We start from the raw sequence: 25,568 nt of genomic DNA on the forward strand, positions 1-25,568 counted from the left end.
GCCTCATTCGATCACATAGCCGACCGGGCCGACCCAGCGGGGCGGCGCGGCGTCACCGGTCTGGCGGGCCGGGCCATAGGTCTGGGTCAACTGGCCGAACAGCAGGGTCGAGGCATCGCCCGCGATGCTCAGGCCGTCCGCCGGGGTCTGCAGCCGGTCCGGGCTGGTCGGCGAGACGATATAGGCCTCGAGAATGATCACCAGCTCCGTCTCGTTCGACAGATAATCGCGCGAGCGGAACAGTCCCCCGGCCACCGGAATGTCGCCCAGCAGCGGCAGCTGGTCGATATTCTGGCGGGTATCCTCGCGCAGCAGGCCCGCGATCATCAGCGACCCGCCGGACGGCAGTTCCACGGTCGAGGAGGCGCGGCGCACGTTCAAGGCCGGTATGACCAGCGCATTGTCGGCCGTGCCGCCCAGGGTAAAGGCCCCGGTGGTGGTCAGTTCCGACACCTCGGTCGACAGCTGCAGCGAAATCCGCCCACCGGACAGCACGATCGGGCGGAAGGCCAGTCGCACCCCGTACGGCTTGAACTCGATCAGGATATTGCCGCGGTCGTCGCGACCGACGGGGACCGGGAACTCCCCGCCCGCCAGGAATTCGGCATTCTCGCCCGAGACCGAGGTGGCATTGGGCTCGGCCAGCACCCGCACCAGGCCCGCCCGCTCGAAGGCGCGCAGGGTGCCGGTCAGGCCCTCGCCGTCATTGTTGGCGTCCGTATAGCGCAGGACACCGCCCCCCAGCTGGCTGCCCGACACGGCGAAGGTCGCCGAATTGGTCAGCTGCAGGCCGTCACCAACCGTGTCCAGGATGGCGGTGACGTCGAATCCCAGCTGCTTGACGGCCGAGCGCTGCACCTCGATCACGCGCGCGCGGACCATCACCTGGTCCGAGCCCGTGATGGTCATCATATTGATGATCTTTTCGGGGGAATCGACGAAGGCCCGGGCGATCTGGGTCACGCGATCCGCCTCGCCCGGGCTGGACACCGTCCCGGTCAGCAGGATCCGGTCATTGACCGCCTCGGCCCGCACATCGGTGCCGGGAAGGATGCGGCCCAGCGTGTCCTGAAGGGCGCTGACCCCGGCATCGACCCGGATCCGCAGCGTCAGGATCGAGCGACCGGCGGCATCCAGAAACACGGCATCGGTTTCGCCGGGGGCCAGGCCGATGATGGTGATACGGCGCGGCGTATGAAGAACCGCCTCGGCCACGGTGGGGTTCGAGACGATGACGTCCCGGGCGGCGCTCGGCAGATCGACCGCCATGGACGTGCCGCGCGGCAGGCTGACCAGACGCGTGCCGGTGCCCATGGTCACCACTTCCCGGCTCTGGGCCTGAACCGGCGCGGCCGACAGGGGCATGCCCAGCACCAGCGTCGCCAGCGCCGCGAGCGCCGTGCCTCCGCTTCTGAACAGACGCGACATCGGGCTCATGGGACCACCACCACTTCGGTTTCGCCGCCGCGATAGACACGCACCGTGCCCCCCTGGGCATTGGGCATGGCCCCGACCCGGCCGGACGGACCCCCGGTATCGGCATAGGAGCGCAGCACCAGGCTCAGCTCCCCCTCGGACTTGGCCAGCGCCAGGGCCTCGGCGTCGCCGGGCCGGACCTCGAGGGTGGCCGTGGCGCCCACGACCGCCTGCTCGCTGTCCGAGACGCGGGTGGCCTGGTCGATGGCGAGCACCTTGACGTTCTGAAGGACGGTGGAGGAGGCAAAGCGTGGCCGGTCGCCTTCCTGGGCACCCATGTTCGCCAGATTGGTTGCGCGCGTCAGCAGCACATCGACCCGGTCCCCGGGCAGGATGAATCCGCCGGCGGCGGTCTCGACGGTCACGCGGATGGCCATGGCCCGCATGCCGGGTTCCAGATAGGCGGCCATATAGCCGCTGTCTCCGGCCGGCACGACCTTGCGCGCCACGATCGGCTCTCCGGCCAGAATGGTTTCGCGCACGACGGCGCCGACGAAATCGGATTTGGACGCCTGGGTGACCGCCTCGGTCGCGGCCCGGGTCACGCGGGCCACCGCGCCGTCGGGCTTCCGGGTTTCAGCCGCCGTCTGGCCCCGGGCGGGGATCGGCACCGTGCCGTCCGTGACATAGCTGGCGTCGACCGCGCTGACGGCCCAGTCCTTCCAGATCATGTCCGCGGCGGTCAGGCGGCTGCCGGCCTGCAGGTCCTTGGCGGCCACCAGCACCTTGGCCATGGGCTCGGTCGGTCCGGCCGGGGCTTCGGCGGCAGCGGGCGTGGTCGGCTGGCCCGAGGACGAGCCCATGGTGCGCACCACCAGGGCCAGGCCGATGGCGGAGATGGCCGCGACACAGATCACGATGATACGGGCGGGCTTCATCCAGGGTCTCCGACGGCGAGCGGTCGACCCGAATCATGCCTCGGGCAACCTGACCGTTAACGACCATGAAGGGCGCGAGTTAACGCTCCCCTAAGCCCGGATTCACAAGTGCTTCCGCGTCAGAAGCCGGCGGCGAATCGCTCGACCAGCGCGCTGGCCGGATAGGCCAGCAGGGCCCCGGCCGCGATGGCCACGCCATAGGGAATATCGCCCTTGGGCTCCATCAGCTGCGCGATCCAGCCAGGTGCCCCGATCACGAAGGGACGGGCATGGAACCGGGCAAAGATCAGGATCAGACAGAAGGCTCCGCCGGCGATACCCGTCCACAGCAGGAAATAGCCGGACCCCGACACGCCCAGCCACAGGCAGGAGGCCGCCATCAGCTTGGCGTCCCCGCCGCCGATCCAGCGCAGGGCGAACATGCCGGCGCCCACGAACAGCGCCAGAATCGCCACCCCGACGTGGGCGGCCACAGTCGACAGGGGCAGGCCGACCGCAAGCGCCGTCGGAAAGAACGCCCCGATCAGGATCAGCGAGATCCAGTTCGGAATGGTCATCGACGTCAGGTCCTTGAGCCCGGCGATGATCACCAGGGCGGGCAGGGCTGCCAGCAATATCAGGGTCAGTGTGTCCATGGCGGAACCCTCGCACGACACGCGTTAAGGCGGGGTTTCCCCGGTCCGGTCTCGTGCCAAAGGAAAGGGGGCCGAAGCGTCGCCGCTCCGGCCCCCCAACCGTGGTTTCAAGACGTGTCGGCGGTTTAGGCGCCGGCTTCGCCACCCATGCCGGTGACGACTTCGTTGAACTTGGTCTTGATGGTCGTGCCGAGGGCGGTCACGGCCGAGATGATGACAACGGCGATCAGGGCCGCGATCAGGCCGTATTCGATGGCCGTGGCGCCGGATTCGTCCTTGGCAAAGCGAGCGATGAACTTGGTCATGGGTATCCTCTTGGTCGGTTCTTGTGCGGGCTTGGTGGGGGAGACGGTCGCCCGCTGAGCCCCCGGATTGCACGCTCACCCTAGCCGGGGGCAGTTAAGGAGCCGTCGAGAGTAATGGTTATTTGTCGTTTACTCTGATTTTTACTTTGCGACGCGGCGGACGCGATCGCCGCATGCCCCCGTCTCCTCCCCATCCCTGATGGGGAGGGGGACCGTCCGTAGCCCGAAGGGCGAAGGAGGGTGGAGGGGTTCTTCACCGCATGCACACCCTCAAGAACCCCTCCGTCACGTCGGCTGCGCCGCCGCGCCACCTCCCCAGCTTTGCTTGGGGAGGAGACATGTGTTGCGATGGCCGCCCCGCAATTCCCCAACCGTTTCAACACCCCCTCCGTGTCTCGCACCGTTCTTCCCGACCAGGTCGCGAGCTGTGCAATCCTCACAGCGTCCCGTCGCGCGGAGGGCTCGTAAGGCCTGCGACCTTGCGGCGGCGGGAGCGGATGGAGCGGGGTTGAAGGCGGCGCTGTCCGGCTTCCGGGTCTCAGGGAGGCTTCGGGCGCCGGGCGCAAGGCCCGCCTTCAACATTGGGCTGAGGGGGATACTCAGTCGTTCCGGGAGGTGTCGCAGGACACCCCCGCCCGTCGGGGGCGCTGCGGTAAGGCCCGAACACGGCCACCCGACGCAAGCTCCCGGAAAACCACCCGCGCGGAGCGTCTGTCTTCGTCGAAACGGTATTTATTCATTCACTCCGGGCGAAGGCCCGGCGCTCCGCCTGCCCTCCAACCTCTGCCCCCGGGCGAGAGGGACGTTCGCGTGCCGGAACACGGAAAGGGGGCCGAAGCGTCGCCGCTCCGGCCCCCCAACCGTGGTTTCAAGACGTGTCGGCGGTTTAGGCGCCGGCTTCGCCACCCATGCCGGTGACGACTTCGTTGAACTTGGTCTTGATGGTCGTGCCGAGGGCGGTCACGGCCGAGATGATGACAACGGCGATCAGGGCCGCGATCAGGCCGTATTCGATGGCCGTGGCGCCGGATTCGTCCTTGGCAAAGCGAGCGATGAACTTGGTCATTGGATAGTCCTTTTTCTTGAGCGAGCTAACGATTGCACCATCAGGGTCGTCGGTTTTGCCCGCTTGACCCCCTACACGCTCATCCTGCACGTCACCGCTTAAGGACAGGTAAAGTGAACACCTTTGCTTGGAATATTCATGGTTACCGGAGAATTTACTTTAGATTTCCGCCTCTGCGGGGTCCTTTAATGTTTCTTGAGGATTCCGTGGTCCCTTTGGCCTCGCGCGCGCCTGACGCGGGCGCGCTGATGTATTGGAAGGCAGATCGCCCCATGGCCCGTACCATGCCCCGCTCCCTGATGGTCGCCGCCGCGGCTCTCGTGGTCTCGGCCCTTGCCGCGCCGGCCCTGGCCCAGGACCCGCTGCGGGTCGATATCGACCAGACCGCCCGCATCCAGCTGCGCGCACCCGCCGGCTCGGTGATCGTCGGCAATCCGCAGATCGCCGACATCACCGTCGTCGATGCCAGCACCCTGTTCGTCACCGGCAAGGGCTATGGCGTCACCGAGATCGTCGCGGTCGACAGCATCGGTCGCACCGTCTTCCAGAGTCAGGTGGTGGTCAGCGCCGGGGACTCGGGCCAGGTGCGCGTCTGGCGCGGGGGCCAGGTGACCGAAATGGCCTGCGGCAACACCTGCTCGCCCAGCCTGCGTTCAACCGGCACGCCGTAACATGCGCCGGGTGGCCCGCGCGCGAACCGCACTCGACCGCTTTCTGGCGGCCCGCCGGGGCTCGACCGCGGTCGAGTTCGCCATGGTCGCCGCACCCTTTTTCTTCATGATGTTCGCCGTTCTCGAACTGGCCTTTGTCTTCGTGCTCGACTCGGTGCTTGAAAATGCCGTCATCGAGACCGGTCGTCTGGTACGCACCGGTCAGGCCGAAAGCCAGGGCTTCAATGCCGATCAGTTCAAGACGACCCTGTGCGCCCGGATGAGCATCTTCGCCGGCGACTGCGCCTCCAGGGTCACGGTCGATGTGCGCGAAATCCCCCAGTTCACCAATCCCGATCCTCCCGATCCGACCGGCGGGCAGACCTTCAGCGAGGCCGGCCTCGGCTATGACGGCGGCGACCCCGGCAGCCTGATGCTGGTGCGGGCCTGGTATCGCCACCGGCTGGTCACCCCGTTCCTCCAACAGGGTCTGGCCCGGATGGGGGACGGCAAGGCGATCCTGACGGCCACCACCGCCTTTCGCAACGAGCCGTGGCGATGAGCAGGCGCGGCCTCATCCGTCGTCCCTGGCGCAGGCTCGGGTCTGACCGGCGCGGGGTGTCGGCGGTCGAGTTCGCCATGCTGGCCCCGGTGATGATCTTCTTCTACTTCGGCCTGGCCGAATTCTGTCAGGGCTATATGGCCCAGAAGCGCGCCGGCCATTCGGCCGCCATGGTCGCCGACCTGATCGCCCAGCGCGAGCGGATCAGCAACGGCGAGATCAACGACATCTTCGAGATCGGCGAACTGATCATGACACCCTTCACGGCCAATGGGCTGAGCCTCAGGGTCTCGAGCGCCCGGCGGATCGACGCCAACACCGTCCGCATCGACTGGAGCCGGGGCAGCGGCATGACCGCTCGCGCGACCGGCAGCACCATCGCCGTGCCCGCCGGCCTGATCGGCGTCGGAGAGAGCGTGGTCGTGTCCGAGTCGCTCTATGACTACAATTCGCCGGTCGACTATATGATGCCCGGCATCACCACCTTTTCTCACACCTTCTATCTGCGGCCGCGCACGGTCGAGCGCGTGGCGCTGGTGCCCTAGGCCTCGGTCAGCGCGCGTTTGATCGCCGAAATCTTGGACAGGACCTCGGCGGATTCCGCGACCGGATCGCTGTCGGCGACGATCCCGGCTCCGGCCTGGGTCCGCCAGTGCCAGCACCCCTGCCGGTGCTCAAACGCCAGGGTGCGGATCAGCACCGAAGCGGTCAGCTGGCCCGGCCCCTCCCGCAGCAACAGGCTGCCACACCACGGTCCTCGCGGGGGCTCATGCCCGGCGATGACCTTCATGGCCTGATGCTTCGGCGCGCCCGTGATCGACCCCGGCGGAAAGGTCGCGGCCATCACCTGGCCCACACCCTGACCCGGCGACAGCCTGCCGCTGACGGTCGAGACCAGGTGGTGGACATTGGCATAGGACTCCGGATGAAACAGCCGCTCCACCCGGACCGACGCCGGCACGCAGACCCGCGACAGGTCATTGCGCATCAGGTCGACGATCATCAGATTCTCGGCCTGGTCCTTGGCGGATGCCAGAAGGGCCTCAACCTCCGCCCGGTCCGCGGCGGGGTCCGCGTGCCGGGGGCGTGTGCCCTTGATCGGCCGGGTCTCGATCCGGCCACCCGGCTCAAGCGTCAGAAACAGCTCGGGCGAATTGGAGACCAGCGCCCTGTCTCCCACCCGCCAGAAGGCTGCATAGGGGGCCGGACTGTCCCGGACCAGCCGCAGGAAGACGTCCAGCGGATCGGCCTCCGGCTTCAGCGCGCCGATCCAGGCCCGGGCGATATTGGCCTGAAACAGCTCCCCCGCCGCGATGCGCGCCACGACATCGGCCACGGCAGCCCGATAGGCCGCCTCATCGCTCTCCGCGTCGAAGGTCGTGGACAGCGGGCCACCAGTGACGGCCCTGGGTGGCACTGCCTGCAGCCAACTGACGGCCTCGTCCAGGGCCTGTTCTGCACCGGCCGCGTTCACGCCCCGGCCGATCGCGGTCAGGGTGCGGGTGGCCGTCTCGAACACCAGCCAGGCCGGATAGCGCGCCGCCATCAGGTCCGGCCAGATCGACGGCCTCGGCCCCGTCGCCGGACGGGCGCCCCCGTCATAGGCCAGCAACTGCACCGCACCCTCGCTCCAAGCGGGGTCATCCAGCAGGGCCGCGACCTCTGCCGCGTCGTCGTCGAGCTGGCGGACGGCATCCGGGGCAGTGGCGATCAGCACCCGGCCGCCCGTTCCGCTGAACAGGCCGAGCGTGCCGTCGCGCGCCCCAAGGGCCTGCAGCACCTCAAGCGGATCACGCCACGGCAGGGCGCGCTCCCGCCGCGCCGCCCAAGGGCGGATCATGCCGACAGCCGCTCAAGGATCCGGTCACGACGGACCGTATCGATGCCCAGCACCCCGGCCAGATAGCCGTCGACCGAGCCGTGGGTCGTCGTCATCTCGGCCAGGGCCGCATCCAGAAACTCCGGTGCCACCCCCAGAAAGGCGACGACCGCCGCATGCGAGGCCGTACGCCCCGTCAGGGCCTTCAGCCGTTCGGCGACAAAGGCTGCCTGTCCCTCCAGATCGACCGCCGTGTTGGTCAGCAGATAGTCGGCCATCAGGTCGTCGTGGCCGACCCCCAGCAAATGATGGGTCAGGGCCGCCAGCAGGCCCGTCCGGTCCTTGCCCGCCGCGCAGTGGATCAGCACCGGCCGGTCGCTGTCGGCCAGGGCCTCGAAATAGCGGCGAAACAGGTCGATGTGCGACGCCTCGAACGGCAGGCGGCGATAGGTGTCCGTCATAAAGGCCCGGCCCGACTCTTCCGTCAGGTCAGCTGTCTTCAGGAAGGTCATGTGGGGGGCCTCGCCCCCGTCGTCGTGGGCGCTCTCGATCAGCCGGGCCGCAAAGCCCGCGGGCCGGCGGCTGGGCTGGCCGCGTCGCTCGCTGGGCCGGCGCAGGTCGACCACCACCCCGAGATCGAGCGCCGCGAGCGCCACAAGATCCGCCTCGGTCGCCCGCGCCTGATGGGCGCTGCGGAACAGCCGCCCGGGCCGCACATGGCGACCCGCGACCCCGGCGTAGTCGCCGAAGTCGCGGAAGTTGTCGATCGCCTCAAACCGTTTCAGCCGCTCGCTCATGCCCTCCTCATAGCGCAGTCGGGCGGAGGTGCCACCGTGACGGTTCGCCGTGTCGGTCAGCGGGGCGGCATAAGGGCGGACAGGGCATCCAGATAGGCCATGAAGGCGGTGCGTCCGGCCTCGGTCAGCTGCGCCTCCGTCAGGGGCTTTCGCCCCACGAATCGCTTGCTGATTTCGACGAAACCCGCCTCCTCCAGCTTGCGAAGATGCACCGACAGATTGCCGTCCGTGGTCTTAAGGCGGGCCTTGAGGTCGCTGAAGTCCGCCATGCCCGCGCTGGACAGATAGGCCATGATACCCAGCCGGACGCGGCCATGAATGACGTCGTCGATCTCATTGATGTCGAACGCATCCGAAGGAAGGTCCGCCATGGTCAGACGACCTCGCGGGGTTCCTGGCGCATCAGCGCCAGTCCGGGCAGCAGGGCGACGAACACCAGCAGGGCCGCAAAGACCAGATAGCCGACCGGCGTATCCATGAAGACACCCAGCAGGGCCGCGCCCGCATAGGCGGCCAGCGCCGTCAGCTTCATCCATCCCTTGCGCGCCATGGTGCCCGCGACCGTCCAGGCCGAGCCATAGGCGGCAAAGACGATGATCGGCATGGCCCGCATCAGGCTCCAGTCGCCATTGGCCAGCCCGACCGCCAGGAAGGCGACCCAGCTGGCAAAGATGCCAAAGCCCACGGCGGACCAGGCGGCCCCGACGGCCTGATTGCTGGTCGAGCTGTAGCCCGGCCTGGCGCTGGCGCGCCGGATCAGGAGGGACAGCGCCACGGCGAACAGACCGCCGGCGGCGACCCAGATCCACAGCTGGGCCCAGGGGCTGACGTCCACCACCCCCGCCTGGATGGCCCACTGAGCCACACTGGCGAGGCCGAAGATCAGGGCCGCGGCGACCATGATCGGGCCATTCAGCAGGGGTGTATGGCGCCCCTCTTCGGCAAGGGTGCGGATATAGGCGATGTCGTCCTGCGGGGACGCGGTGTCGTGACCGGGCATGGGCCCTTCCCTCCGTCTGGCGGGGCACTGCGCCCCGTGCGTGACCCTTGATTGCCCCATATACTTTGCAATGTAAAGTGCTTTCTTGTGGCCATGCGAGGCCATGGCGTTACGGCTGGCCCATGCGCATGAATTTCCACCGCCTCGCCTATGAAGAGATCGAGGTCTGCAACGCCCTGACGCTGGAGACCTTCCGGGCCTTCCTCGCACCCGCGCAGCCGAAGGCAGGAGGTCGGGCGCTGGAAATCGGGGCGGGCAATGCCACCCTCGCGATCAGTCTCGCGCGCGACTTCGACATGGTGGTCGAGGCGGTCGAGGTCGACATGGCCGTGGCGGCGCTGGCCCAGTCGCGGATCAATGCCGCCGACGTCGCGGACCGGGTCACGCTCAGCCGCATGCGGTCGCTGACCCTGCTGGAGGATTTGCCGGCGCAGGACCTGATCCTGTGCGTGGGGGCCACCGATCCGGTGGGTGAGGAGCACCGCCACCCGACCGACGCCTTCCGAGAGCTGGCCAACCATCTGGCGCCCGGGGGGCTGCTGGTCTGGGGCGACCTGTACTGGACCGAAATCCCGCCCGAGCCGCTGGCGCGGGTCATGGCCCTGACCAATGCCTGTACCCCGCTGGAGGACTGGGCAGCCGCCGCCCGGGCCGCCGGGCTGGAGGTGCTGGACATTCACCTGGCCGATGATGCGACCTGGCAGACCTATATCGAAACCATGGACCGGGCGGCGCGTGACTGGATCGCCGCCCACCCCGACCGGATCGAGCGCCCGCACATCGAGGCGACGGCCGACCGGGTCCGGTCCTTCCTGACCTTTGCCCGGCCCTATACCGGCTTTGCCCTGCAGCTGATGCGCAAGCCCGAGGCCTGATCTGGCCTAGCGGAACGGCGGCTCGTCGAAGGCGCGCAGCTTGCGGGAGTGCAGGCGCTCGCCCTCCTCGCGCAGCAGGTCGACGGTCTGGATGCCGATCTGCAGATGCTCCGAAATCGAGCCTTCGTAGAAGCGGTTGGCCTGGCCCGGCAGTTTGATCTCCCCGTGCAGGGGCTTGTCGGACACGCACAGCAGGGTCCCGTAGGGCACACGGAAGCGATAGCCCTGGGCGGCGATGGTGGCCGATTCCATGTCGATGGCGACGGCGCGGCTCTGGTTGAAGCGCAGGGCCGAGCGGGTGTAGCGCAGCTCCCAGTTCCGGTCGTCGGTGGTCACCACCGTGCCGGTCCGCAGGCGCAGCTTGACCTGATCGCCCGGCATGCCGCTGACCGACTTGGTCGCGTCATAGAGGGCGCGCTGGACCTCGGCGATGGACGGGATGGGAATGTCCGGCGGCAGCACCGCATCCAGCACATGGTCGTCGCGCAGATAGGCGTGGGCCAGCACATAGTCGCCGATGGACTGGCTGGCGCGCAGGCCGCCGCAGTGACCGATCATCAGCCAGACGTGCGGCCGGGTCACCGCCAGATGGTCGGTGATGGTCTTGGCGTTGGAAGGACCGACGCCGATATTGACCAGGGTGATGCCTTTCGCGCCCGGCGCCGTCAGGTGGTAGGCGGGCATCTGGTGCTTCTTCCAGGCCGTGTCGCTGATCGCCGCCTCGGGATCGGCCGTGTCGCGGGTGATCACGATCCCGCCGGCGCAGGACAGGGTCAGGTAAGGGCTGCCGGGGCGCTTCAGCTCGGCGATGGCCCAGCTGACGAACTCGTCCACATAGCGATTGTAGTTGGTGAACAGCACATAGGACTGGACGTCATCGACCGAAGTGCCCGTGTAGTGACGGAGCCGCGCCAGGGAGAAGTCGGTCCGAAGGCCGTCGAAATGCGACAGGGGGAAATCGCCCGATGCGTCGAACAGGCCATCGGCGATCTCGTCGCCGATATGGGCCAGCTCGGTGGTCGGGAACCAGCGCGCGAGGGTTGCGGTCATCGACCGATCCAGCGCGACCTCGGCCCCGTCCAGCACATAGGGGAAGGGGATTTCCTGTCGCGACAGGCCGACCTCGAAGGTGGCGTCGTATTCGTCGGCCAGAAGGGTCAGCTGTTCCTTCAGATAGCTGCGGAACAGGTCGGGCCGGGTGATGGTGGTCGCGTAGGTGCCCTGCTTGGACAGCCGGGCATAGGCACGCGGCTGAAGGTCTTGGGGCCGGTCGCCGTGCCAGCGGATGCGCAGTTCGGGATAGGCGAACAGGCCGTCGGCCCGAGCGGCCGGGTCGGGGCGGGTGCCGTGGTCAACGAAGTCCCGCACCGCCTGGCGCAGGGTGTCGACGGATTTGGCGTAGAGGGTTTCAAGGCGGTCGAGTACCGCGTCGGGGGTCATTTGCTCTGTCATGGCCTCCTCTAGCGGAACAGTATGACCTTGGCGAGACGGCAAGAGCACAAGGGCCGGTCAGACCAGCTCACGCTGGAAGAAGTCCGACACCTCGGCGAGCACGGGCGCCTTCTTGCGGAACAGGGGCGAGAAGGTCGCAATCAGGTCGGCGTGGTTCAGCCCCTCATAGAAGCGGGCAGTGCAGGTGCCGCCGGTCGCGTCCATGCGTTCGCACAAGAGGCGGGTGTCCTCGGCATGGACCACGGTATCGTCGGTGCCGTGGCCCAGCCACAGGGGCGGGGCGTCGGCGCGGGCGAAGGTGATCGGCTGGGTCAGGGTCGGGTCGGGGGCGCGACCGAAGGCATTGATCGAGGCCTTCACATCGAACGGCAGGAATTCGTAGGGCCCGGCCAGTCCCGCCGCTGCCCGGATCAGTCCGGGCCGGTCGACGGCGGCCATATAGCGCCGGTCCAGGGCGATCATCATGGCCAGATGGGCGCCGGCCGAATGGCCGAGCACGCCGAGGCGGTCGGGATCCCCTCCAAGGTCGCGTACCCGTTCGGCCGCGGCCGCCGTGGCCATGGCCGCATCCTCGATGAAACCGGGGAAATGGACCTCCGGCACCAGCCGGTAGTCGGGAAGGACCACGACAAACCCCCTGGCCGCCAGGGCCTGGGCCGCCCAGCCATAGACGTCGCGCGAGCCCGAATCCCAGCCACCCCCATAGAAGAACACCAGGGTCGGGACCGGCGCTGCGATTGAGGCAGCATCGGGCGCGTAGATATCCAACTTCTGGCGCGGGTCATCGCCATAGGGCAGGTCGCGGGCCACCCGCCGGGCGCCGGAATCGCGCGGGCCCAGACTGTTGAGCAGGCCCAGCGGCGAACAGGCCGCGGTGAGCCCGGCCAGCAGGGTCGCCAGGGTGGCACGGCGGGTCATGGAGGAACTCGGGATCGGCGTCATGGGGACCCTAGATACGCGCGAGCGCGGGATTTGGCTGCCGGGGAGGGAGCTGGGTGGTGGGACGGGGTGGGGAAAATACCGTCTGAATAGTCTGAAGGGTCTGAAATCGGACCCAACGGTGAAGTGTATCCTTCTCCCGATGGGAGAAGGTGGCGCGTGAGCGCCGGATGAGGGTCGGCGGTGGGCGTCGGCGACAGCCGTGGCAGGGCCGGTGCGACGGCACACGCCGAAGGACAGGGTGAACCCCTCACCCCCTGCCCCCTCTCAGGCTACGCGCTGCCCTTCGGGTCCCAACGGAGAGGGGGTGAAGAATACCGTCTGAACCGTCTGAACCGTCTGAAATGCGCGTCTCCGTCAGCCGGGGTTGTGGCAACCGGACAGTATGGGGGAAGCGGTGACGAGGGCGGGAAGAACGGTCCGGGAAGCGGAAGGGGCGTTGAAGGAACTGGGGTTTTCGGGGGCGACTGTGATGGCTGTTGTCTCCTCCCTATCGAAGATGGGGAGGTGGATCGGATGCGGAGCAGCCGAGACGGAGGGGCTCTTGAAGGCGCGGGTGGGGCAAAGAGCCCCTCCACCGCTCCGCGGTCCCCCTCCCCGACTTCGTCAGGGAGGAGACAAGCGCTCGACCCTCCGCATAAAAACAGGCCGTATACCAAGCAGATGTCATTTTTCCTGTCACAAACTGTCATATAATATTTACATTCGGGCCGATCAGCGCATTGTGGGCGGGAAGACGCCCGGGAGCGTCCCCCTTTTGCTGGAGGCCTACGCCCATGATCCGTACTGCCCTGTCGCTGTCCCTTGCCGCCGGTCTGGCCCTCGCGGCGGCGGTCCCCGCCTCGGCCTCGGTCGATCCGAAAACGCAGCGCGCGCCCTCACAGGCCGTGATGATCTGCGGCGAGGACGCCGCCACACGGGCCAGCTTTGAGCGGGAGTACGGCGAGCGGCCGGTGTTCGTGTCGGCCCGGGATCTGCTGGCGGCACGCGATGCCGGTGAGCGCTGGGCCACCCCCCGCTGCATGACGGAGCGCGAATACGCCCGCTATGAGCGGATCAGCGAGCAGCGCGCCGACCTGCGCCGCTAGGCATCGGTCCAGCGCAAACAATCAGGGACGCGGAGGCGTGACCTCCGCGTCCCTTTTTCGTGGCGATACGGCGGTGTCGCCCCCTCCACCCTGCTCCGCCAAGGCTTCGCAGGGTCCCCCTCCCCGCGAGCGGGGAGGAGATGAGTGACCTACTCGCCGATGTGTTTGTCCAGCCAGCCGAACACCTCATTGTGCCATTGCAGGCTGTTCTGGGGCTTGAGCACCCAGTGGTTCTCGTCCGGGAAGACCAGCAGGCGGCTTTCGATGCCCTGACGCTGCAGGGCGGTGAAGGTCGACAGGCTCTGGGTCGTGGGGACGCGGAAATCCAGATCGCCCTGGATGACCAGCATGGGCGTGTTCCACTTGTGGACATGGTTGGCGGGGTTGAATTCCTGGTAACCGCGCGGATTTTCCCACGGGGTGCCGCCGTTCTCCCATTCGGTGAACCAGAGCTCCTCGGTCGAAAAGCCCATGGCGAAGGTGTCGAACACCCCGTCGTGGTTGACCATGCATTTGAAGGCATTCGGCCAGTTGCCGGCGATCCAGTTGACCATATAGCCGCCGTAGGAGGCCCCGAGCGCGCAGGCACGGTCACCGTCGAGGAAGCGATAGGTCCGCAGGGCGTGGGCCCAGCCCTTCTGCAGGTCTTCCAGCGGGCGATCGCCCCAGTGCTGGCTGATCGAGTCGGTGAAGGCCTGGCCGTAACCGACCGAGCCGTGGAAATCGATCATCACCACCGCATAGCCGGCCCCGGCATAGGTCTGGGGGTTCCAGCGCCACGACCAGTTGTTGCTGAAGGTGCCCTGCGGCCCGCCGTGGATCAGGAAGGCGACGGGGTATTTCCGGCCCTCGACATAGTTGGCGGGCTTGATCACCCAGGCGTGGACGGTTTCATCGTTCCAGCCCTTGAAGGTAAACTGCTCGGCCTCGCCGAACGCCAGCTCTCCGAGGACCGGATTGATCTCGGTCAGGCGGCGCGGCATTTCGCGGCCCCGGTAGGTCTTGAACCAGAGGTCGCCCGGCTGATCGAGGGCGGCCAGCGAATAGACGATGCCCGAGGGGGTCAGGCTGCTGGAGGCGACCGAGCCCTCGCCGGTGAAGGGGATGACCACGCCGTTACGGGTATCGATCGCAAACATCCGGTAGTGGCCGGTGTCCTGGGCGGTGACATAGAGGGTGTTGCCGTCCGGGCCCCAGGACAGGCTACTGGCGGAGCGGTCCCAGTTGGCGGCGATCTGGCGGACCTGACCGGTTTCCATGTCGCGCAGCATGATGCTGAACTTGTCGGCCTCGAAGCCGGGCCGGGCCATGGCGCGATAGGCCAGGGTGCGACCGTCGGGGGAGAAGACCGGACCGGCATCCCAGGCCGGATTGCTGTCGGTCAGATTGGTGAAGGCGCCGCTGTCGCCGAGGCCGTCGGTCAGCCACAGGTCGAAATTGGTGCTCCACGGCTCGCTCGAGCCGGCCTCACGCGCCGAAAAGACCACGGCCTGGCCGTCGGGCGTGAAGGTAAAGTCCTCTTCGCCGCCGAAGGGTTTGGAGGGGGTGTCACCGTCAAAGCCGCGCGTGACCCAGACGGGATCGCCCTCGGCCCGGCCATCGGCGCCCAGCGACACGACGAACAGATGGTTCTGGGTGCCGTCCTTCCAGGTGTCCCAGTGGCGAACGAACATGCGGTCGTATACGCGGCCGGTGCTGCGGCGCGCCGCCTCGGCCTCGGCCCGTTCGACCGAACAGGCGAGCGTCTCGCAGTCCGGATAGACCGCCAGCGCCACGACCAGTCGCTCGCCGTCGGGCGAGATCTTGTAGCCCTGAACATCAAACGGCAGGTCGGTGACCTGGACCTGTTCGGTGCCCTCGGTGTCGGTGGCCCAGACCTGGTTAGAGCCGGAGCGTGACGACAGGAAGTAGAGGGTGCCGCCGTCGGGCGCCCAGCGGGCGGTATTGCCCTGTCCGCCGCTCGGGAACAGGGGGCGGGCCTCATCCGATCCGGTCAGATCCTGGAGCCACAGCGTGGTTCCGCCCCCGCCGTTGACCGGATCGACCGCCCGCACCTGATAGGTCACCCAGTGACCGTCGGGCGAAACCTGGGGGTCCGACAGCCGGTTCAGGCCCAGCATGACCTCGTAGGTGAAGGGCTCGGCCCCCGCGTCCCGGGTCTGGGCCTGTGCTGCCGCCGGGGCGGCGATGAGGCTGACGGCCAGAACGACCGCTGCCGCCGTGGAGCGGATCAGGGATGTCGGAAGGGATCGCATGCGCCGGACCTCTTGAGCTTCGCAGAACTGCATATCGAAGGCGTAGCACCGCAGGGCGGCTCCGGCAAAGCCCGCGCACGCCGCGCTTGCCCGACTGCGCGGGAGCGGCGACAAGCGGATCATGACGGTGGCTCCCGATTCCCGACATATCTGCGATGTGCTGATCGCCGAGCGCGCGCCCCGGCTGACCGGCTCGGTCGGCTGGCCGGCGATCCGGCCGTTCCTCTATGCCCTGCTGGGCTATGGCAAGGCGAGGCGGATGGCCGATGCCGTGGCGCCCATGGCCGGGGCCGAGGCGCTGGATTATGTCTCGAAGCTGCTGGCCCTCGATGTCCGGATATTGAACGCCGACCGCATTCCGCAGAGCGGCCGCTGCGTGATCGTCAGCAACCACCCGACCGGGATCGCCGACGGGATCGCCGCCTATGAGGCCATCCGGGCGCGCCGGCCCGACGCCATTTTCTTTGCCAATGCCGATGCCCTGCGCGTGTCGCCGCGACTGGGCGAGGTGGTCATTCCGGTCGAATGGGTTGCCGCCAAACGCACGCGGGAGAAGACGCGCGCCACGCTCGACGCCGCGCGGAGGGCCTTTGAGGAGGATCGGGCGGTGGTGCTGTTTCCGGCCGGGCGGCTGGCGCGGGTCGCCGGTGACGGCCAGCTGACCGATCCGGAATGGTCACCGACCGCCGCAAGCCTGGCGCGGAAATATGCGGCGCCGGTGGTGCCGATCCACATGGCCGGGCCGTATTCGCGACTGTTCCACCTGTTTGCCCGCATCTCGCCCGAACTGCGCGACATCACCCTGTTTCACGAGATGCTGAACAAGGCGGGCGGCACCTTTCGCCTGACGGTCGGGCCGACCATTCCGCCGGAGCGGCTGGACACGGATGCCGCGCGCGCGACCTATGCGCTGAAGGCCTATGTTGAGCGGGTGCTCCCCGGACAGCCGGATGCACCCTTTGCCTGACGCGCGCGACATCACCCTGGCCGACGAAGCGGCGACCACCCGGCTGGGCGCGGCGCTGGCGCAGCATGTGGCGGCGGGCGAGGTGGTGCTGCTGAGCGGCGATCTGGGCATGGGCAAGTCGACCCTGGCGCGCGGCCTGATCCGGGCCCTGACCCGGCCGGACGAGGATGTGCCCAGCCCGACCTTTACGCTGGTGCAGTTCTATGAGGGCCCGACGCCGGTCGCCCACTTCGACCTCTATCGGCTGGAGGACCCCCGCGAGGTCGATGAGATCGGCCTTCAGGAAGCGATCGACGAGGGGGTGGCCCTGATCGAATGGCCCGAACGTCTGGGGACAGGCGGGGCTGAGGCCTTGAGCCCGGACCGGCTGTCGGTCAGGCTGGAGACCGCCGGAACGGGCCGCCGGGCGCGGCTGACCGGCCATGGGGTCTGGGCGGAAAAACTGAAGGAACTGCATGTCTGAGCGGCAAGCCCTGATCGCCGATTTCCTCGCCGGGGCGGGACTGGCCGGGGCGCGGCGCGACCCCCTGCCCGGCGATGCCTCAACCCGGCGCTACGAGCGGCTGACGACGCCCGCAGGCTCGACCCTGATGCTGATGGATCAGGCCCCGGCGCTGGAAAGCCCGCCGTGCGACCCGGCTTGGACCCCCGAGGAACGTCGCGCCCACGGCTGGAATGCCACCGCCCGCCTGTCCGCCGGCCGGATCGAGGCCTTCGCCGCCGTGGCGGACCATCTGCGGTCGGTCGGCCTGTCGGCGCCCGAGGTGGTGGCGCTGGATGCCGGGAACGGTCTGGCGATCCTCGAGGATCTGGGCGACGACCTCTATGCCCGGGTGATCGAACAGGGGGCGGAGGAGCGGCCCCTCTATCTCAAGGCGGTCGAGGCGCTGGCCCGGCTGCACCTGACCGCGACCCTGCCGGATCGCCTGTCGGGCCCTGGCGGGGACTGGCCGCTGCTGACCTATGACGCGACCGCGCTGCAGGCCGGGGCGGATCTGTTCATCGAGTGGATGCCGAAGCTGATCCCGGATCTCGATTTCAGCCCGGACGCGGTGGCGGAGTGGCGGGCGGCCTGGGCGCCGGTCGCGGCCATGGGCGAGGCGAAGGCCTGGGTCATGGCGCACCGCGACTATCATGCCGAGAACCTGCTGTGGCTGCCCGGGCGCGAGGGATTCCGGCGGGTCGGCCTGATCGATTTTCAGGACGCGGTGCTGGCCCACCCCGTCTGGGACCTGCACTCCCTGTTGCAGGATGCGCGACGCGACGTTTCGCCCGAGGTCGAGCGGGCGGCGCTGGACCACTATGTCGATGTGATGATGGTCGACGGCGAGGAATACCGCGCCGACTATGCCGCTCTGGCGGCGCTCAATGAGGCGCGGATTCTCGGCGTCTTCGCACGGCTGATCGCGCGGGACGGCAAGCCGCGCTATCGCCAGTTCATGCCGCGCATGTGGGGCCATCTGGAACAAAACCTGAAACGTCCGGAACTGTCGCAGGTCCGGGTTTGGTTCGACCGTCATGTTCCGAAGGAGATGCGCGGATGACGGTTCCGACCACAGCGATGGTGCTGGCCGCAGGGCTGGGCACGCGGATGCGGCCCCTGACCGATGACCGGCCCAAGGCGCTGGTGGAGGTCGGCGGACGGGCCCTGATCGACCATGTGCTGGACCGGCTGGCCGACGCCGGGGTCACGCGGGCGGTGGTCAATGTCCATTGGTTCGCCGACCGGCTGGAGGCCCATCTGGCGGCGCGCGGGCGCGGGCCCGGGATCACGATTTCGGACGAGCGGGCTGAACTGCTGGAGACCGGCGGAGGGCTGAAGAAGGCCATGCCCCTGCTGGGCGATGAGCCGGTGTTCGTCGCCAATATCGACAGCGTCTGGACCGACCGGGGCGATGCCTTGGCCGAACTGGCGGCCCTGTGGGACCCGGAGCGGATGGACGCGGCCCTGCTGCTGGCCCGGCGCGAGGGGGCGATCGGGTTCGAGGGTGGCGGCGACTTCTTCCTCGCCCAGGACGGGCGGCTGACCTTCCGGGGCGAGGCAGCCGAGGCGCCCTATGCCTATATGGGCGTGCACATCTGTCGGCCCAACTATGTGACCGACGGGCCGGACGGGCCCTTTTCGCTCAGCGGACTGTGGCGGCGGTCGGCGGCCGAGGGGCGGCTGTTCGGCTGTGTGCTGGACGGGGACTGGATGCACGTCGGCGACCCCGGCGCGCGCGACGAGGCCGAGGCGAGGCTTGAGCGAGAGGCCCGGTGACTGGCGCCTTTGATCCCTTTGGCCGCGCGCCGGGCGACGAGGCACCGCGCTGGTTCTCCATCGATGCGCACAGGCCGTTCCTGAGCGATCTGGCGGCGGCCCTGCTGGACTGGTCCGGGAGGCAATCCCCTGAGATCCTGAGCGACGCCATGCTGCTGCTGCCCAACCGGCGGGCGGTGCGGTCGTTCGAACAGGCGCTGCTGGCGGTCGGGGACGGAAGGCCCGTGCTGATGCCGCAGGTGCGGGCGCTGGGCGATCTGGAAGAGGACGAGGCCCCCTTCACCCCCGGGGCGCTGGGGCTGGACCTGCCGCCCGCCATCTCGCCCCTGCACCGCCGGTTCGAAATGGCCCGGATGATCGTCGAGGAGTTCGACAGCGGCCTGTCGGTGCGCCGGGCGCTGGATCTGGCGCGGACGCTGGGGGCGTTTCTGGAGTCCTGCCAGATCGAGGAGATCGAGGACCCGGGCCGGGTCGCCGGTCTGGTCGAGGGCGATCTGGCCGACCACTGGCGTGAACAGGCCCGGTTCCTGGGGCTGGCGGTCGAGGCCTGGCCCAAGCGGCTGGCGGCGCTGGGTCTGGTCGATCCGGCCTGGCGGAGGGTCAAGCTGCTGCGCCTGCTGGCCGAGCACTGGACCGACCATCCGCCCACGACACCCGTTCTGGCTGCCGGGTCGACCGGGACGGTGCCGGCGGCCGCCGCCGTGCTGAGCGCCGTGGCCGGGGCGCCGCAGGGGGCGGTGATCGTGCCGGGCCTCGACCGGGCCCTGCCCGACGATGTCTGGGACAAGGTCGATGACCTGCATCCGCAGGCGGCGCTCAAGATTCTGCTGGAGCGGAGCGCGGTTGCGCGCGCCGAAGTGCGGCCGTGGCCGGTGGCTGATGCGGTGTCGCCGGCGTCGGGGCAGGCGCGCGAGCGAGTGCTGAACGAGGCCCTGCGCCCCGCAGAGACTACAGGCGACTGGCGCACAGCCATTTCCGACCTGCGGGCCGAGGCCGCCCCGAACGATCCGGTCGACCCGGTAGTGCGCGGGCTCGAAGGCCTGACCCTGCTTGATCTGCCGGACGAGGAGACCACGGCGGGAACGATTGCGCTGGCCATGCGCGAGGCGCTGGAAGTGCCGGGCCGCACCTGTGCGCTGGTAACACCCGATCTGGATCTGGGCCGCCGCGTCGCCGCACGGCTGGAGCGGTGGGGTATCCGGCCCGACAATTCGGCGGGGGTGGATCTGCGGACGCTGGCCGCCGGGCGGCTGGTCGATCTGGTGGCGCGCTGGATGGAACGGCCGATGGACGCGCCGACCCTGCTGTCGCTGCTGAAGCACCCGCGCGTCCGGCCCGATCTGTCAGAGGATGCGGTTGGCTATGTCGAGCGGCACGGGTTTCGGGGGGCGGCCCCTCGCGACTGGTCCGTGCTGCGCCACCGGCTGATGACGCCGAAGGGGCGGGGCCGGTCGAGGCCCGACGATGCGCCGCCCGAAGGTCTGGCCGAAGCGCTGGCGCTGGTGGATCGGCTGGAGACGCTGGCCGCGCAAATGCTTCAGCCCTTTAGCCCAACCGCGCCCCTCGATCAGGCGGCCCTGCGGCTGGTGGCGACCGTCGAGGCGCTGGGCGAGCCGCGCGTCTGGGCGGGGCCGGACGGCGATGCGGCCTCCGCCCTGCTGGCCGAGCTGATCGAAGCGGGGGCGGCGCTGGGCGCGGCCACCCGGGCCGAGTTCCGCCTGCTGGTCGGCGATCTGCTGGGCGAGACGACGGTGCGGCAGGGCGGGGCCACCCATCCGCGCCTGCGGATTCTGGGCGCCATCGAGGGGCGGCTGGTCCGGTCTGACCGGATGATTCTGGCCGGGCTGGAAGAGACCATCTGGCCGCCCTCGGCCCCGGTCGACCCCTTCCTGTCGCGGCCCATGCGCAAGACCTTGGGCCTGCCCTCGCCCGAGAAGCGCATCGGCCAGTCGGCGCAGGATTTCGTGCAGGCGGCCTCGGCACCCGAGGCCCTGCTGGTCCATTGCCAGAGGCGGGGCGGCCAGCCGACCGTGCGCTCGCGCTGGCTGTGGCGGCTGCAGATGCTGGCCAGCGGGGCCAGTACCGACCACCATCCGGTGGCCCTGACAACGGATGGCCCGGTCCGAGACTGGAGCCGGATGCTGGATGCGCCGCCCGATCTGGTGCCCCGCCCGGCGACCCGGCCCGCGCCCCGACCGCCGGTCGAACAGCGGCCGCGCAGCCTGTATGTGACCCGGGTCGAGCGCTGGATCCGCGACCCCTATGCCCTCTATGCCCAGTGGATTCTGGGGCTGGACTCGCTGGACCGGCCCGGCCAGCCGGCGACCGCCATGGAGCGCGGCAACGCCATCCACGCGGCCATCGAGGCCCTGACCGTCGAGCGCCCCGACGACATCGGCGACGACTTTGCCGAGATGCTGGCCGCGCGGATCGTGTCCGAACTGGTCAAGGCGGGCTTTGACGAGGCGGCGCTGGCGCGTGAGCAACCGCTGGCCGAAGCCGCCGCCCGCTGGCTGTCCGAGCAGGAGCGCGGGCGCCGCGCCCGGGCCGAGGGGCCTGTGGCGATCCACGCCGAACGGCGCGGGCGGATGACCCTGACCTTGCCGGGCGGCGACTTCACGCTTCAGGCCTATGCCGACCGGATTGAGACCTGGCCGGGCGGGGCGGCGGTGCTGGATTTCAAGACCGGGGCGGCGCCGTCGAAGAAGGAGGTCGAGGCCGGCCTTGCGCCGCAGCTGACCCTGACCGCCGCCATCCTGGAAGCCGGAGGTTTTGGACCGGATATCGGCCGGGGCCCCGTGGCGGAACTGGCCTATGTGCGCCCGACCGGCCGGGGTGAGGGCGGGGAGTGGAAGACGGTGGCGGCAGGGCTGGAGGATACCTCCACGGCGACCGGCGATGCGATGGAGGGGCTGACCCGCCGTATCGCCGCCTTTGACCGGGTCGAGACGCCCTATGTGTCGTGGGCGGTGCCGAAATTCATGAGCCTGCGCGGCGGCAACTATGACCATCTGGCGCGGGTCTGGGAGTGGCATGTCATGGGTGCCGCCGACGAGGGAGAGGGCGGATGAGCGACCCCCTGCACCCCCAGATCAAGGCCGCCGACCCGAAACGGTCGGTGTTCGTCTCGGCCAATGCCGGCTCGGGCAAGACCACCACCCTGGTCAGCCGGGTGGCGCGCCTGCTGCTGGGCGGGACGGCGCCCGGGGCCATCCTGTGCGTGACCTTCACCAAGGCGGCGGCGTCCGAAATGCAGAGCCGGCTGTTCCAGCGGCTGGGCAGCTGGGCGGTGATGGACGACGCCAGGCTGTCCCGCGAACTGGCCGACCTCGAAGGAGGCTCGCCCGGTGCCTATGCCGATGAGGCCCTGTCGCGGGCCCGGCGGCTGTTTGCGCGCGCGCTGGAGACGCCGGGCGGGCTGAAGATCCAGACCCTGCACGCCTTTTGCGAAAAGCTGCTGCGGCGGTTTCCGATGGAGGCCGGGGTCTCGCCGGGGTTCACGGTGCTGGAAGATGAGGCGGCGCGGCGGCTGTCGCGCGAGGCGCGCGATGATCTGGCCCGCGCGGCCCTGGCCGATCCGGAGGGCCCGCTGGGTCAGGCCTATCGCTATTTCGCGGTGACGATGGATTTTCAGGCCTTTGAGGGCTTCCTGTCGACGCTTGAGGCCGAGCGGCTGAAGATCACCGCCTGGGTCAAGGCCGTCGAGGCGGGCGACGCCCCCGACATTCACACCCTGACCGGGACCGAGCCGGGCGTCACCGCCGAAGGGATCGAGGCTGAGTGGCTGGCGGCGCTGGACCCGGCCGAACTGCGTGCACTGGCGGCGGAGCTGGCGGCAGGATCGACCAACGACCAGAAGAAGGCCGCCCAGCTGGCGCAGGCCGTGGCCGACGGACTGACCTTTGCCGGTCTGCGCCGGGTATTCCTGAAGACCGACGGGGCGCCGCATGCGAAGATGGCGACCAGGTCCGTTCCTCCCGGTGTGCTGGAGCGGCTGACCGCACTGCAGGACAGCTATTGCCAGACCCTGTCGGCCTGTTGCTCGGCGCGGACGGCCGAGCGCTCGCGGCATGCGGTGACGCTGGCGACCGCCTATGCCGCCCTTTACGACCGGGCCAAGGCGGCCACCGGGGCGCTCGACTTTGCCGATCTGGTCGACCGGACGCGGGCGCTGTTGACCCGGTCCGAAGCCGCCGCCTGGGTGCTCTACAAGATGGACGGCGGCATCGATCATGTGCTGGTCGACGAGGCCCAGGACACCGCCCCCGACCAGTGGGAGATCGTCACCGCCCTGACCGGCGAATTCTTTGCCGGAGAGACGCGGGGGCGGACGGTGTTTGCCGTCGGCGACGAGAAGCAGTCGATCTATTCCTTCCAGGGGGCACGGCCCGAGCGGCTGCGGCGCGAGTCCCAGGCCTATGACCTGCGGATCAAGGCAGCGGGCGGCGAGTTTGAGGGGATCAAGCTGACCACCTCCTACCGCTCGACGCCCGAGGTGCTGAAATTCGTCGATGCGGTGTTTGCGGCGGGGGACCGCGCCCGCGCCCTGACCGGTCAAAGCCTGCAGCAGCCCCCGACGCATGAACCTGCCCGCACCGATCATGCCGGCTCGGTCGAGATGTGGCCACTGTTCTTCGATGATGAGGCAGTCGAGCAGGACCCATGGGTTCCGGTCGATCACGAGCCCGCCACCCATGGCCGCAAGAAGCTGGCCCGGGCGCTGGCCCGCGAGATCCGCCGCGCGGTCGATCATGGCGATGCCGTCTATGATCCAGGCCTGAAGACCTGGCGGGCCTGTGGCTATGACGATTTCCTGATCCTGGTGCGGCGGCGCGACCCGACGTTCGAGGAGATCATCCGCGCGCTGAAGGCCGAGGGTGTGCCGGTGGCGGGTGCCGACCGGCTGAAACTGTCCAGCCATATCGCTTTTGATGACCTCAAGGCGGTGATGCGGTTCGCCCTGTTTCCCGGGGACGAGCTGAGTCTCGCCGAAATGCTGCGCGGGCCCCTGTGCGACCTGCCGGACTTCGACGGGCCGGACAGTCTGTATGCCCTGGCGGGGCGCGAGGGGCGCGGGCCGCTATGGGACGAACTGCAGGCGCGGGCGTATGAACAGCCGCTGTGGGCGCGGGCCCGGGCGCTGGCCGAGTGGGCGCTGGCACAGCGTGACCGCGACGCCTTTGGCTTTGTCTCCGGCCTGCTGAACCGGACGGATGGCGAGGGGGTGACTGGCCGGGTGCGGATGCTGGAGCGGCTGGGCCGCGAGGCCGAAGAGGCGCTGGACGAGACCCTGTCGCTGGTCCTGTCGCTGGACCGGCAGGGGGTGTCGGACCTTGAGACCGTACTGGACCGGCTGGAAGCCGCCGAGGTCGAGGTCAAGCGCGATCTGGAGGGCCCGCGCGGCGAGGTGCGGATCATGACGGTGCACGGGGCCAAGGGGCTGGAGGCGCCCATCGTCTTCCTGCCCGACACGACGGCGAAGGCCGGGGCGCGCGGCGCGGCCCTGTTCGAGGTGGCGGCCGAGGTCGAGGAGGGCCTGACCCCACCGGCCGCTGCCTGGCTGATGGGGGGCAAGAAGGACGAGGACTGCCCCGTGCTTGCGGCCGCGCGCGCGGCCCGCGAACAGGCCTCGGCCGATGAAAGCCTGCGCCTGCTCTATGTTGGGCTGACGCGGGCACGCGACAGGCTGGTGATCATGGGCCGGGGCATGGCCGGACGGAAGGACGGCTTTACTGACGGCAGCTGGTGGGACCTGATCCGCCAGACCTTCGACGGGCTGGAGGGGGTGCACGATCTGGACGACGGACGGCGACGCTATGGCCCGGCGCCGGTGACGATGTTGCGCGCCGTGCCGACGGCGACCGCCCGTGAGGCCCTGCCCGACTGGACGCATACCGCGCCGCCGCCGGATGCCGCCCTGCGCGCCTGGGCGCCCTCGCGGCTGGCCGAGGTCGGCGAGGAGGCCGGACCGCCCTCGCCCTCCCCGCTCGATCGGGGCCGGGACGGGGGGCTGTCGCGGCTGAGGCGCGGCACGCTGATCCACCGGCTGCTGGAGCGACTGCCGGAGCTTGCCCCCGGAGATCGCAGGGCCGCCGCCGACCGCCTGCTGGCGCGCGAGCCCGGCCTGACACCCGGCCAGATCGCCGAGATGACCGGCGCGGCCTTCGGTGTGCTGGAGGACGACCGGTTCGCCGCCGTCTTTGGCCCCGGGTCGCGCGCCGAAGTGGCCCTGACCGGCGCGGTTCAGGGGATCGCCTGGTCGGGGCGGATGGACCGGCTGGTGGTGTTGCCCGACCGGGTATTGGTGATCGACTACAAGACCCAGCGGCCCGCGCCCGACCATATCGACCGCACCGATCCCGCCCATCTGATGCAGATGGCGGCCTATGTCGCCCTGTTGCGGCGGCTCTATCCGGACCGGACGGTCGAGGCCGCGCTGGTCTGGACCGACGGGCCGCGCCTGATGCCCGTGCCGGACGCCCTGATCGACGAGGCGCTTCACGCGCTTGTGCCCACCCTGTAGTCTTCGCCTTGAACGGGACGG

23 protein-coding genes are annotated in these 25,568 nt (G+C 69.1%); 11 read left to right on the forward strand and 12 right to left on the reverse strand.

Going from position 1 to position 25,568, the window contains the following annotated elements:
• Nucleotides 1-3: 3 nt before the first annotated feature.
• The 5 genes from IBJ06_RS11880 to IBJ06_RS11900 form a co-directional block, all read right to left on the reverse strand.
• Nucleotides 4-1,437, reverse strand: coding sequence for a type II and III secretion system protein family protein (locus IBJ06_RS11880; protein ID WP_292160580.1), 1,434 nt, complete (start codon nt 1,435-1,437; stop codon nt 4-6).
• Nucleotides 1,434-2,354, reverse strand: coding sequence for a Flp pilus assembly protein CpaB (gene cpaB / locus IBJ06_RS11885; RefSeq protein WP_292160582.1), 921 nt, complete (start codon nt 2,352-2,354; stop codon nt 1,434-1,436). The genes IBJ06_RS11880 and cpaB overlap by 4 nt, the downstream gene beginning before the upstream one ends.
• 119 nt (nt 2,355-2,473) lie before the next feature.
• On the reverse strand, nt 2,474-2,989 hold the full coding sequence (locus tag IBJ06_RS11890; RefSeq protein WP_292160584.1) for a prepilin peptidase: 516 nt from the start codon (nt 2,987-2,989) through the stop codon (nt 2,474-2,476).
• A gap of 125 nt (nt 2,990-3,114) precedes the next feature.
• Entirely contained in the window at nt 3,115-3,294 is a 180-nt protein-coding gene (locus IBJ06_RS11895; RefSeq protein WP_292160586.1) for a Flp family type IVb pilin, read from the reverse strand.
• A gap of 886 nt (nt 3,295-4,180) precedes the next feature.
• On the reverse strand, nt 4,181-4,360 hold the full coding sequence (locus IBJ06_RS11900; protein ID WP_292160586.1) for a Flp family type IVb pilin: 180 nt from the start codon (nt 4,358-4,360) through the stop codon (nt 4,181-4,183).
• Between the two features lie 272 nt (nt 4,361-4,632).
• Between IBJ06_RS11900 and IBJ06_RS11905 the strand changes: the two genes are divergently transcribed.
• Genes IBJ06_RS11905 through IBJ06_RS11915 form a run of 3 tightly spaced genes read left to right on the forward strand, consistent with a single transcriptional unit; the run spans nt 4,633 to nt 6,117 of the window.
• Nucleotides 4,633-5,031, forward strand: a complete 399-nt coding sequence (locus tag IBJ06_RS11905) for a pilus assembly protein N-terminal domain-containing protein (RefSeq protein ID WP_292160588.1) — start codon at nt 4,633-4,635, stop codon at nt 5,029-5,031.
• 1 nt (nt 5,032) lies between these two features.
• A complete protein-coding gene (locus tag IBJ06_RS11910) occupies nt 5,033-5,572 on the forward strand; it encodes a TadE/TadG family type IV pilus assembly protein (RefSeq protein WP_292160590.1) in 540 nt (179 codons plus the stop codon).
• The gene (locus IBJ06_RS11915; protein WP_292160592.1) at nt 5,569-6,117 is read left to right on the forward strand and encodes a TadE/TadG family type IV pilus assembly protein; all 549 of its coding nucleotides are present in this window, start codon (nt 5,569-5,571) and stop codon (nt 6,115-6,117) included. Before IBJ06_RS11910 ends, IBJ06_RS11915 begins: the two co-directional genes overlap by 4 nt.
• Here the strand turns inward: IBJ06_RS11915 and IBJ06_RS11920 are convergent.
• The 4 genes from IBJ06_RS11920 to IBJ06_RS11935 are packed head-to-tail and all read right to left on the reverse strand — an operon-like array spanning nt 6,114 to nt 9,188.
• Complete coding sequence (locus IBJ06_RS11920) at nt 6,114-7,412, reverse strand: anthranilate synthase component I family protein (protein ID WP_292160595.1); 1,299 nt, start codon at nt 7,410-7,412, stop codon at nt 6,114-6,116. The two genes, IBJ06_RS11915 and IBJ06_RS11920, sit on opposite strands and share 4 nt — an antisense overlap.
• Nucleotides 7,409-8,188, reverse strand: coding sequence for a tyrosine-protein phosphatase (locus IBJ06_RS11925; RefSeq protein WP_292160598.1), 780 nt, complete (start codon nt 8,186-8,188; stop codon nt 7,409-7,411). Before IBJ06_RS11925 ends, IBJ06_RS11920 begins: the two co-directional genes overlap by 4 nt.
• A 56-nt stretch (nt 8,189-8,244) precedes the next feature.
• On the reverse strand, nt 8,245-8,559 hold the full coding sequence (locus IBJ06_RS11930; protein WP_292160600.1) for a transcriptional regulator: 315 nt from the start codon (nt 8,557-8,559) through the stop codon (nt 8,245-8,247).
• Between the two features lie 2 nt (nt 8,560-8,561).
• A complete protein-coding gene (locus IBJ06_RS11935; protein ID WP_292160602.1) occupies nt 8,562-9,188 on the reverse strand; it encodes a hypothetical protein in 627 nt (208 codons plus the stop codon).
• 122 nt (nt 9,189-9,310) lie between these two features.
• Here IBJ06_RS11935 and IBJ06_RS11940 point away from each other — a divergent pair, with 122 nt between their 5' ends.
• Nucleotides 9,311-10,063, forward strand: a complete 753-nt coding sequence (locus IBJ06_RS11940) for a class I SAM-dependent methyltransferase (RefSeq protein WP_292160604.1) — start codon at nt 9,311-9,313, stop codon at nt 10,061-10,063.
• A gap of 6 nt (nt 10,064-10,069) precedes the next feature.
• On the opposite strand, the gene IBJ06_RS11945 is transcribed toward IBJ06_RS11940, so the two are convergent.
• Nucleotides 10,070-11,515 carry an AMP nucleosidase gene (locus IBJ06_RS11945; RefSeq protein ID WP_292160606.1) on the reverse strand — a complete coding sequence of 482 codons (1,446 nt, stop codon included), beginning with the start codon at nt 11,513-11,515 and terminating at the stop codon, nt 10,070-10,072.
• A 57-nt stretch (nt 11,516-11,572) separates the two neighbouring features.
• Nucleotides 11,573-12,433 (reverse strand): alpha/beta hydrolase, encoded by an 861-nt coding sequence (locus IBJ06_RS11950; RefSeq protein ID WP_292160608.1) that lies wholly within the window; start codon nt 12,431-12,433, stop codon nt 11,573-11,575.
• A gap of 797 nt (nt 12,434-13,230) precedes the next feature.
• Between IBJ06_RS11950 and IBJ06_RS11955 the strand changes: the two genes are divergently transcribed.
• A complete protein-coding gene (locus tag IBJ06_RS11955) occupies nt 13,231-13,542 on the forward strand; it encodes a hypothetical protein (RefSeq protein WP_292160610.1) in 312 nt (103 codons plus the stop codon).
• 149 nt (nt 13,543-13,691) lie between these two features.
• Here IBJ06_RS11955 and IBJ06_RS11960 read toward each other — a convergent pair whose 3' ends face one another.
• Nucleotides 13,692-15,797, reverse strand: coding sequence for a S9 family peptidase (locus tag IBJ06_RS11960; RefSeq protein WP_292160611.1), 2,106 nt, complete (start codon nt 15,795-15,797; stop codon nt 13,692-13,694).
• A gap of 121 nt (nt 15,798-15,918) precedes the next feature.
• Between IBJ06_RS11960 and IBJ06_RS11965 the strand changes: the two genes are divergently transcribed.
• The 6 genes from IBJ06_RS11965 to addA are packed head-to-tail and all read left to right on the forward strand — an operon-like array spanning nt 15,919 to nt 25,547.
• On the forward strand, nt 15,919-16,764 hold the full coding sequence (locus IBJ06_RS11965; protein ID WP_292160613.1) for a 1-acyl-sn-glycerol-3-phosphate acyltransferase: 846 nt from the start codon (nt 15,919-15,921) through the stop codon (nt 16,762-16,764).
• Nucleotides 16,748-17,227, forward strand: coding sequence for a tRNA (adenosine(37)-N6)-threonylcarbamoyltransferase complex ATPase subunit type 1 TsaE (gene tsaE, locus IBJ06_RS11970; RefSeq protein ID WP_292160615.1), 480 nt, complete (start codon nt 16,748-16,750; stop codon nt 17,225-17,227). The genes IBJ06_RS11965 and tsaE overlap by 17 nt, the downstream gene beginning before the upstream one ends.
• Nucleotides 17,220-18,308 (forward strand): N-acetylmuramate/N-acetylglucosamine kinase AmgK, encoded by a 1,089-nt coding sequence (amgK, locus tag IBJ06_RS11975; protein WP_292160617.1) that lies wholly within the window; start codon nt 17,220-17,222, stop codon nt 18,306-18,308. Before tsaE ends, amgK begins: the two co-directional genes overlap by 8 nt.
• Nucleotides 18,305-19,024: an N-acetylmuramate alpha-1-phosphate uridylyltransferase MurU gene (gene murU, locus IBJ06_RS11980; RefSeq protein WP_292160620.1), complete on the forward strand. Its 720-nt coding sequence runs from the start codon at nt 18,305-18,307 to the stop codon at nt 19,022-19,024. The genes amgK and murU overlap by 4 nt, the downstream gene beginning before the upstream one ends.
• A complete protein-coding gene (gene addB, locus IBJ06_RS11985) occupies nt 19,021-22,095 on the forward strand; it encodes a double-strand break repair protein AddB (RefSeq protein WP_292160622.1) in 3,075 nt (1,024 codons plus the stop codon). Before murU ends, addB begins: the two co-directional genes overlap by 4 nt.
• Nucleotides 22,092-25,547 carry a double-strand break repair helicase AddA gene (addA, locus tag IBJ06_RS11990; protein WP_292160624.1) on the forward strand — a complete coding sequence of 1,152 codons (3,456 nt, stop codon included), beginning with the start codon at nt 22,092-22,094 and terminating at the stop codon, nt 25,545-25,547. The genes addB and addA overlap by 4 nt, the downstream gene beginning before the upstream one ends.
• Nucleotides 25,548-25,568: the final 21 nt, after the last annotated feature.

The organism is Brevundimonas sp., assembly GCF_016742135.1.
GTDB lineage: Bacteria > Pseudomonadota > Alphaproteobacteria > Caulobacterales > Caulobacteraceae > Brevundimonas.

What these genes read in the sequence shown, in the direction of transcription:
- IBJ06_RS11880 (WP_292160580.1), bottom strand. Translation starts at nt 1,437, where the DNA reads ATGAGCCCGATGTCGCGTCTGTTCAGAAGCGGAGGCACGGCGCTCGCG.
- cpaB (WP_292160582.1), bottom strand. Translation starts at nt 2,354, where the DNA reads ATGAAGCCCGCCCGTATCATCGTGATCTGTGTCGCGGCCATCTCCGCC.
- IBJ06_RS11890 (WP_292160584.1), bottom strand. Translation starts at nt 2,989, where the DNA reads ATGGACACACTGACCCTGATATTGCTGGCAGCCCTGCCCGCCCTGGTG.
- IBJ06_RS11895 (WP_292160586.1), bottom strand. Translation starts at nt 3,294, where the DNA reads ATGACCAAGTTCATCGCTCGCTTTGCCAAGGACGAATCCGGCGCCACG.
- IBJ06_RS11900 (WP_292160586.1), bottom strand. Translation starts at nt 4,360, where the DNA reads ATGACCAAGTTCATCGCTCGCTTTGCCAAGGACGAATCCGGCGCCACG.
- IBJ06_RS11905 (WP_292160588.1), top strand. Translation starts at nt 4,633, where the DNA reads ATGGCCCGTACCATGCCCCGCTCCCTGATGGTCGCCGCCGCGGCTCTC.
- IBJ06_RS11910 (WP_292160590.1), top strand. Translation starts at nt 5,033, where the DNA reads ATGCGCCGGGTGGCCCGCGCGCGAACCGCACTCGACCGCTTTCTGGCG.
- IBJ06_RS11915 (WP_292160592.1), top strand. Translation starts at nt 5,569, where the DNA reads ATGAGCAGGCGCGGCCTCATCCGTCGTCCCTGGCGCAGGCTCGGGTCT.
- IBJ06_RS11920 (WP_292160595.1), bottom strand. Translation starts at nt 7,412, where the DNA reads ATGATCCGCCCTTGGGCGGCGCGGCGGGAGCGCGCCCTGCCGTGGCGT.
- IBJ06_RS11925 (WP_292160598.1), bottom strand. Translation starts at nt 8,188, where the DNA reads ATGAGCGAGCGGCTGAAACGGTTTGAGGCGATCGACAACTTCCGCGAC.
- IBJ06_RS11930 (WP_292160600.1), bottom strand. Translation starts at nt 8,559, where the DNA reads ATGGCGGACCTTCCTTCGGATGCGTTCGACATCAATGAGATCGACGAC.
- IBJ06_RS11935 (WP_292160602.1), bottom strand. Translation starts at nt 9,188, where the DNA reads ATGCCCGGTCACGACACCGCGTCCCCGCAGGACGACATCGCCTATATC.
- IBJ06_RS11940 (WP_292160604.1), top strand. Translation starts at nt 9,311, where the DNA reads ATGCGCATGAATTTCCACCGCCTCGCCTATGAAGAGATCGAGGTCTGC.
- IBJ06_RS11945 (WP_292160606.1), bottom strand. Translation starts at nt 11,515, where the DNA reads ATGACAGAGCAAATGACCCCCGACGCGGTACTCGACCGCCTTGAAACC.
- IBJ06_RS11950 (WP_292160608.1), bottom strand. Translation starts at nt 12,433, where the DNA reads ATGACCCGCCGTGCCACCCTGGCGACCCTGCTGGCCGGGCTCACCGCG.
- IBJ06_RS11955 (WP_292160610.1), top strand. Translation starts at nt 13,231, where the DNA reads ATGATCCGTACTGCCCTGTCGCTGTCCCTTGCCGCCGGTCTGGCCCTC.
- IBJ06_RS11960 (WP_292160611.1), bottom strand. Translation starts at nt 15,797, where the DNA reads ATGCGATCCCTTCCGACATCCCTGATCCGCTCCACGGCGGCAGCGGTC.
- IBJ06_RS11965 (WP_292160613.1), top strand. Translation starts at nt 15,919, where the DNA reads ATGACGGTGGCTCCCGATTCCCGACATATCTGCGATGTGCTGATCGCC.
- tsaE (WP_292160615.1), top strand. Translation starts at nt 16,748, where the DNA reads ATGCACCCTTTGCCTGACGCGCGCGACATCACCCTGGCCGACGAAGCG.
- amgK (WP_292160617.1), top strand. Translation starts at nt 17,220, where the DNA reads ATGTCTGAGCGGCAAGCCCTGATCGCCGATTTCCTCGCCGGGGCGGGA.
- murU (WP_292160620.1), top strand. Translation starts at nt 18,305, where the DNA reads ATGACGGTTCCGACCACAGCGATGGTGCTGGCCGCAGGGCTGGGCACG.
- addA (WP_292160624.1), top strand. Translation starts at nt 22,092, where the DNA reads ATGAGCGACCCCCTGCACCCCCAGATCAAGGCCGCCGACCCGAAACGG.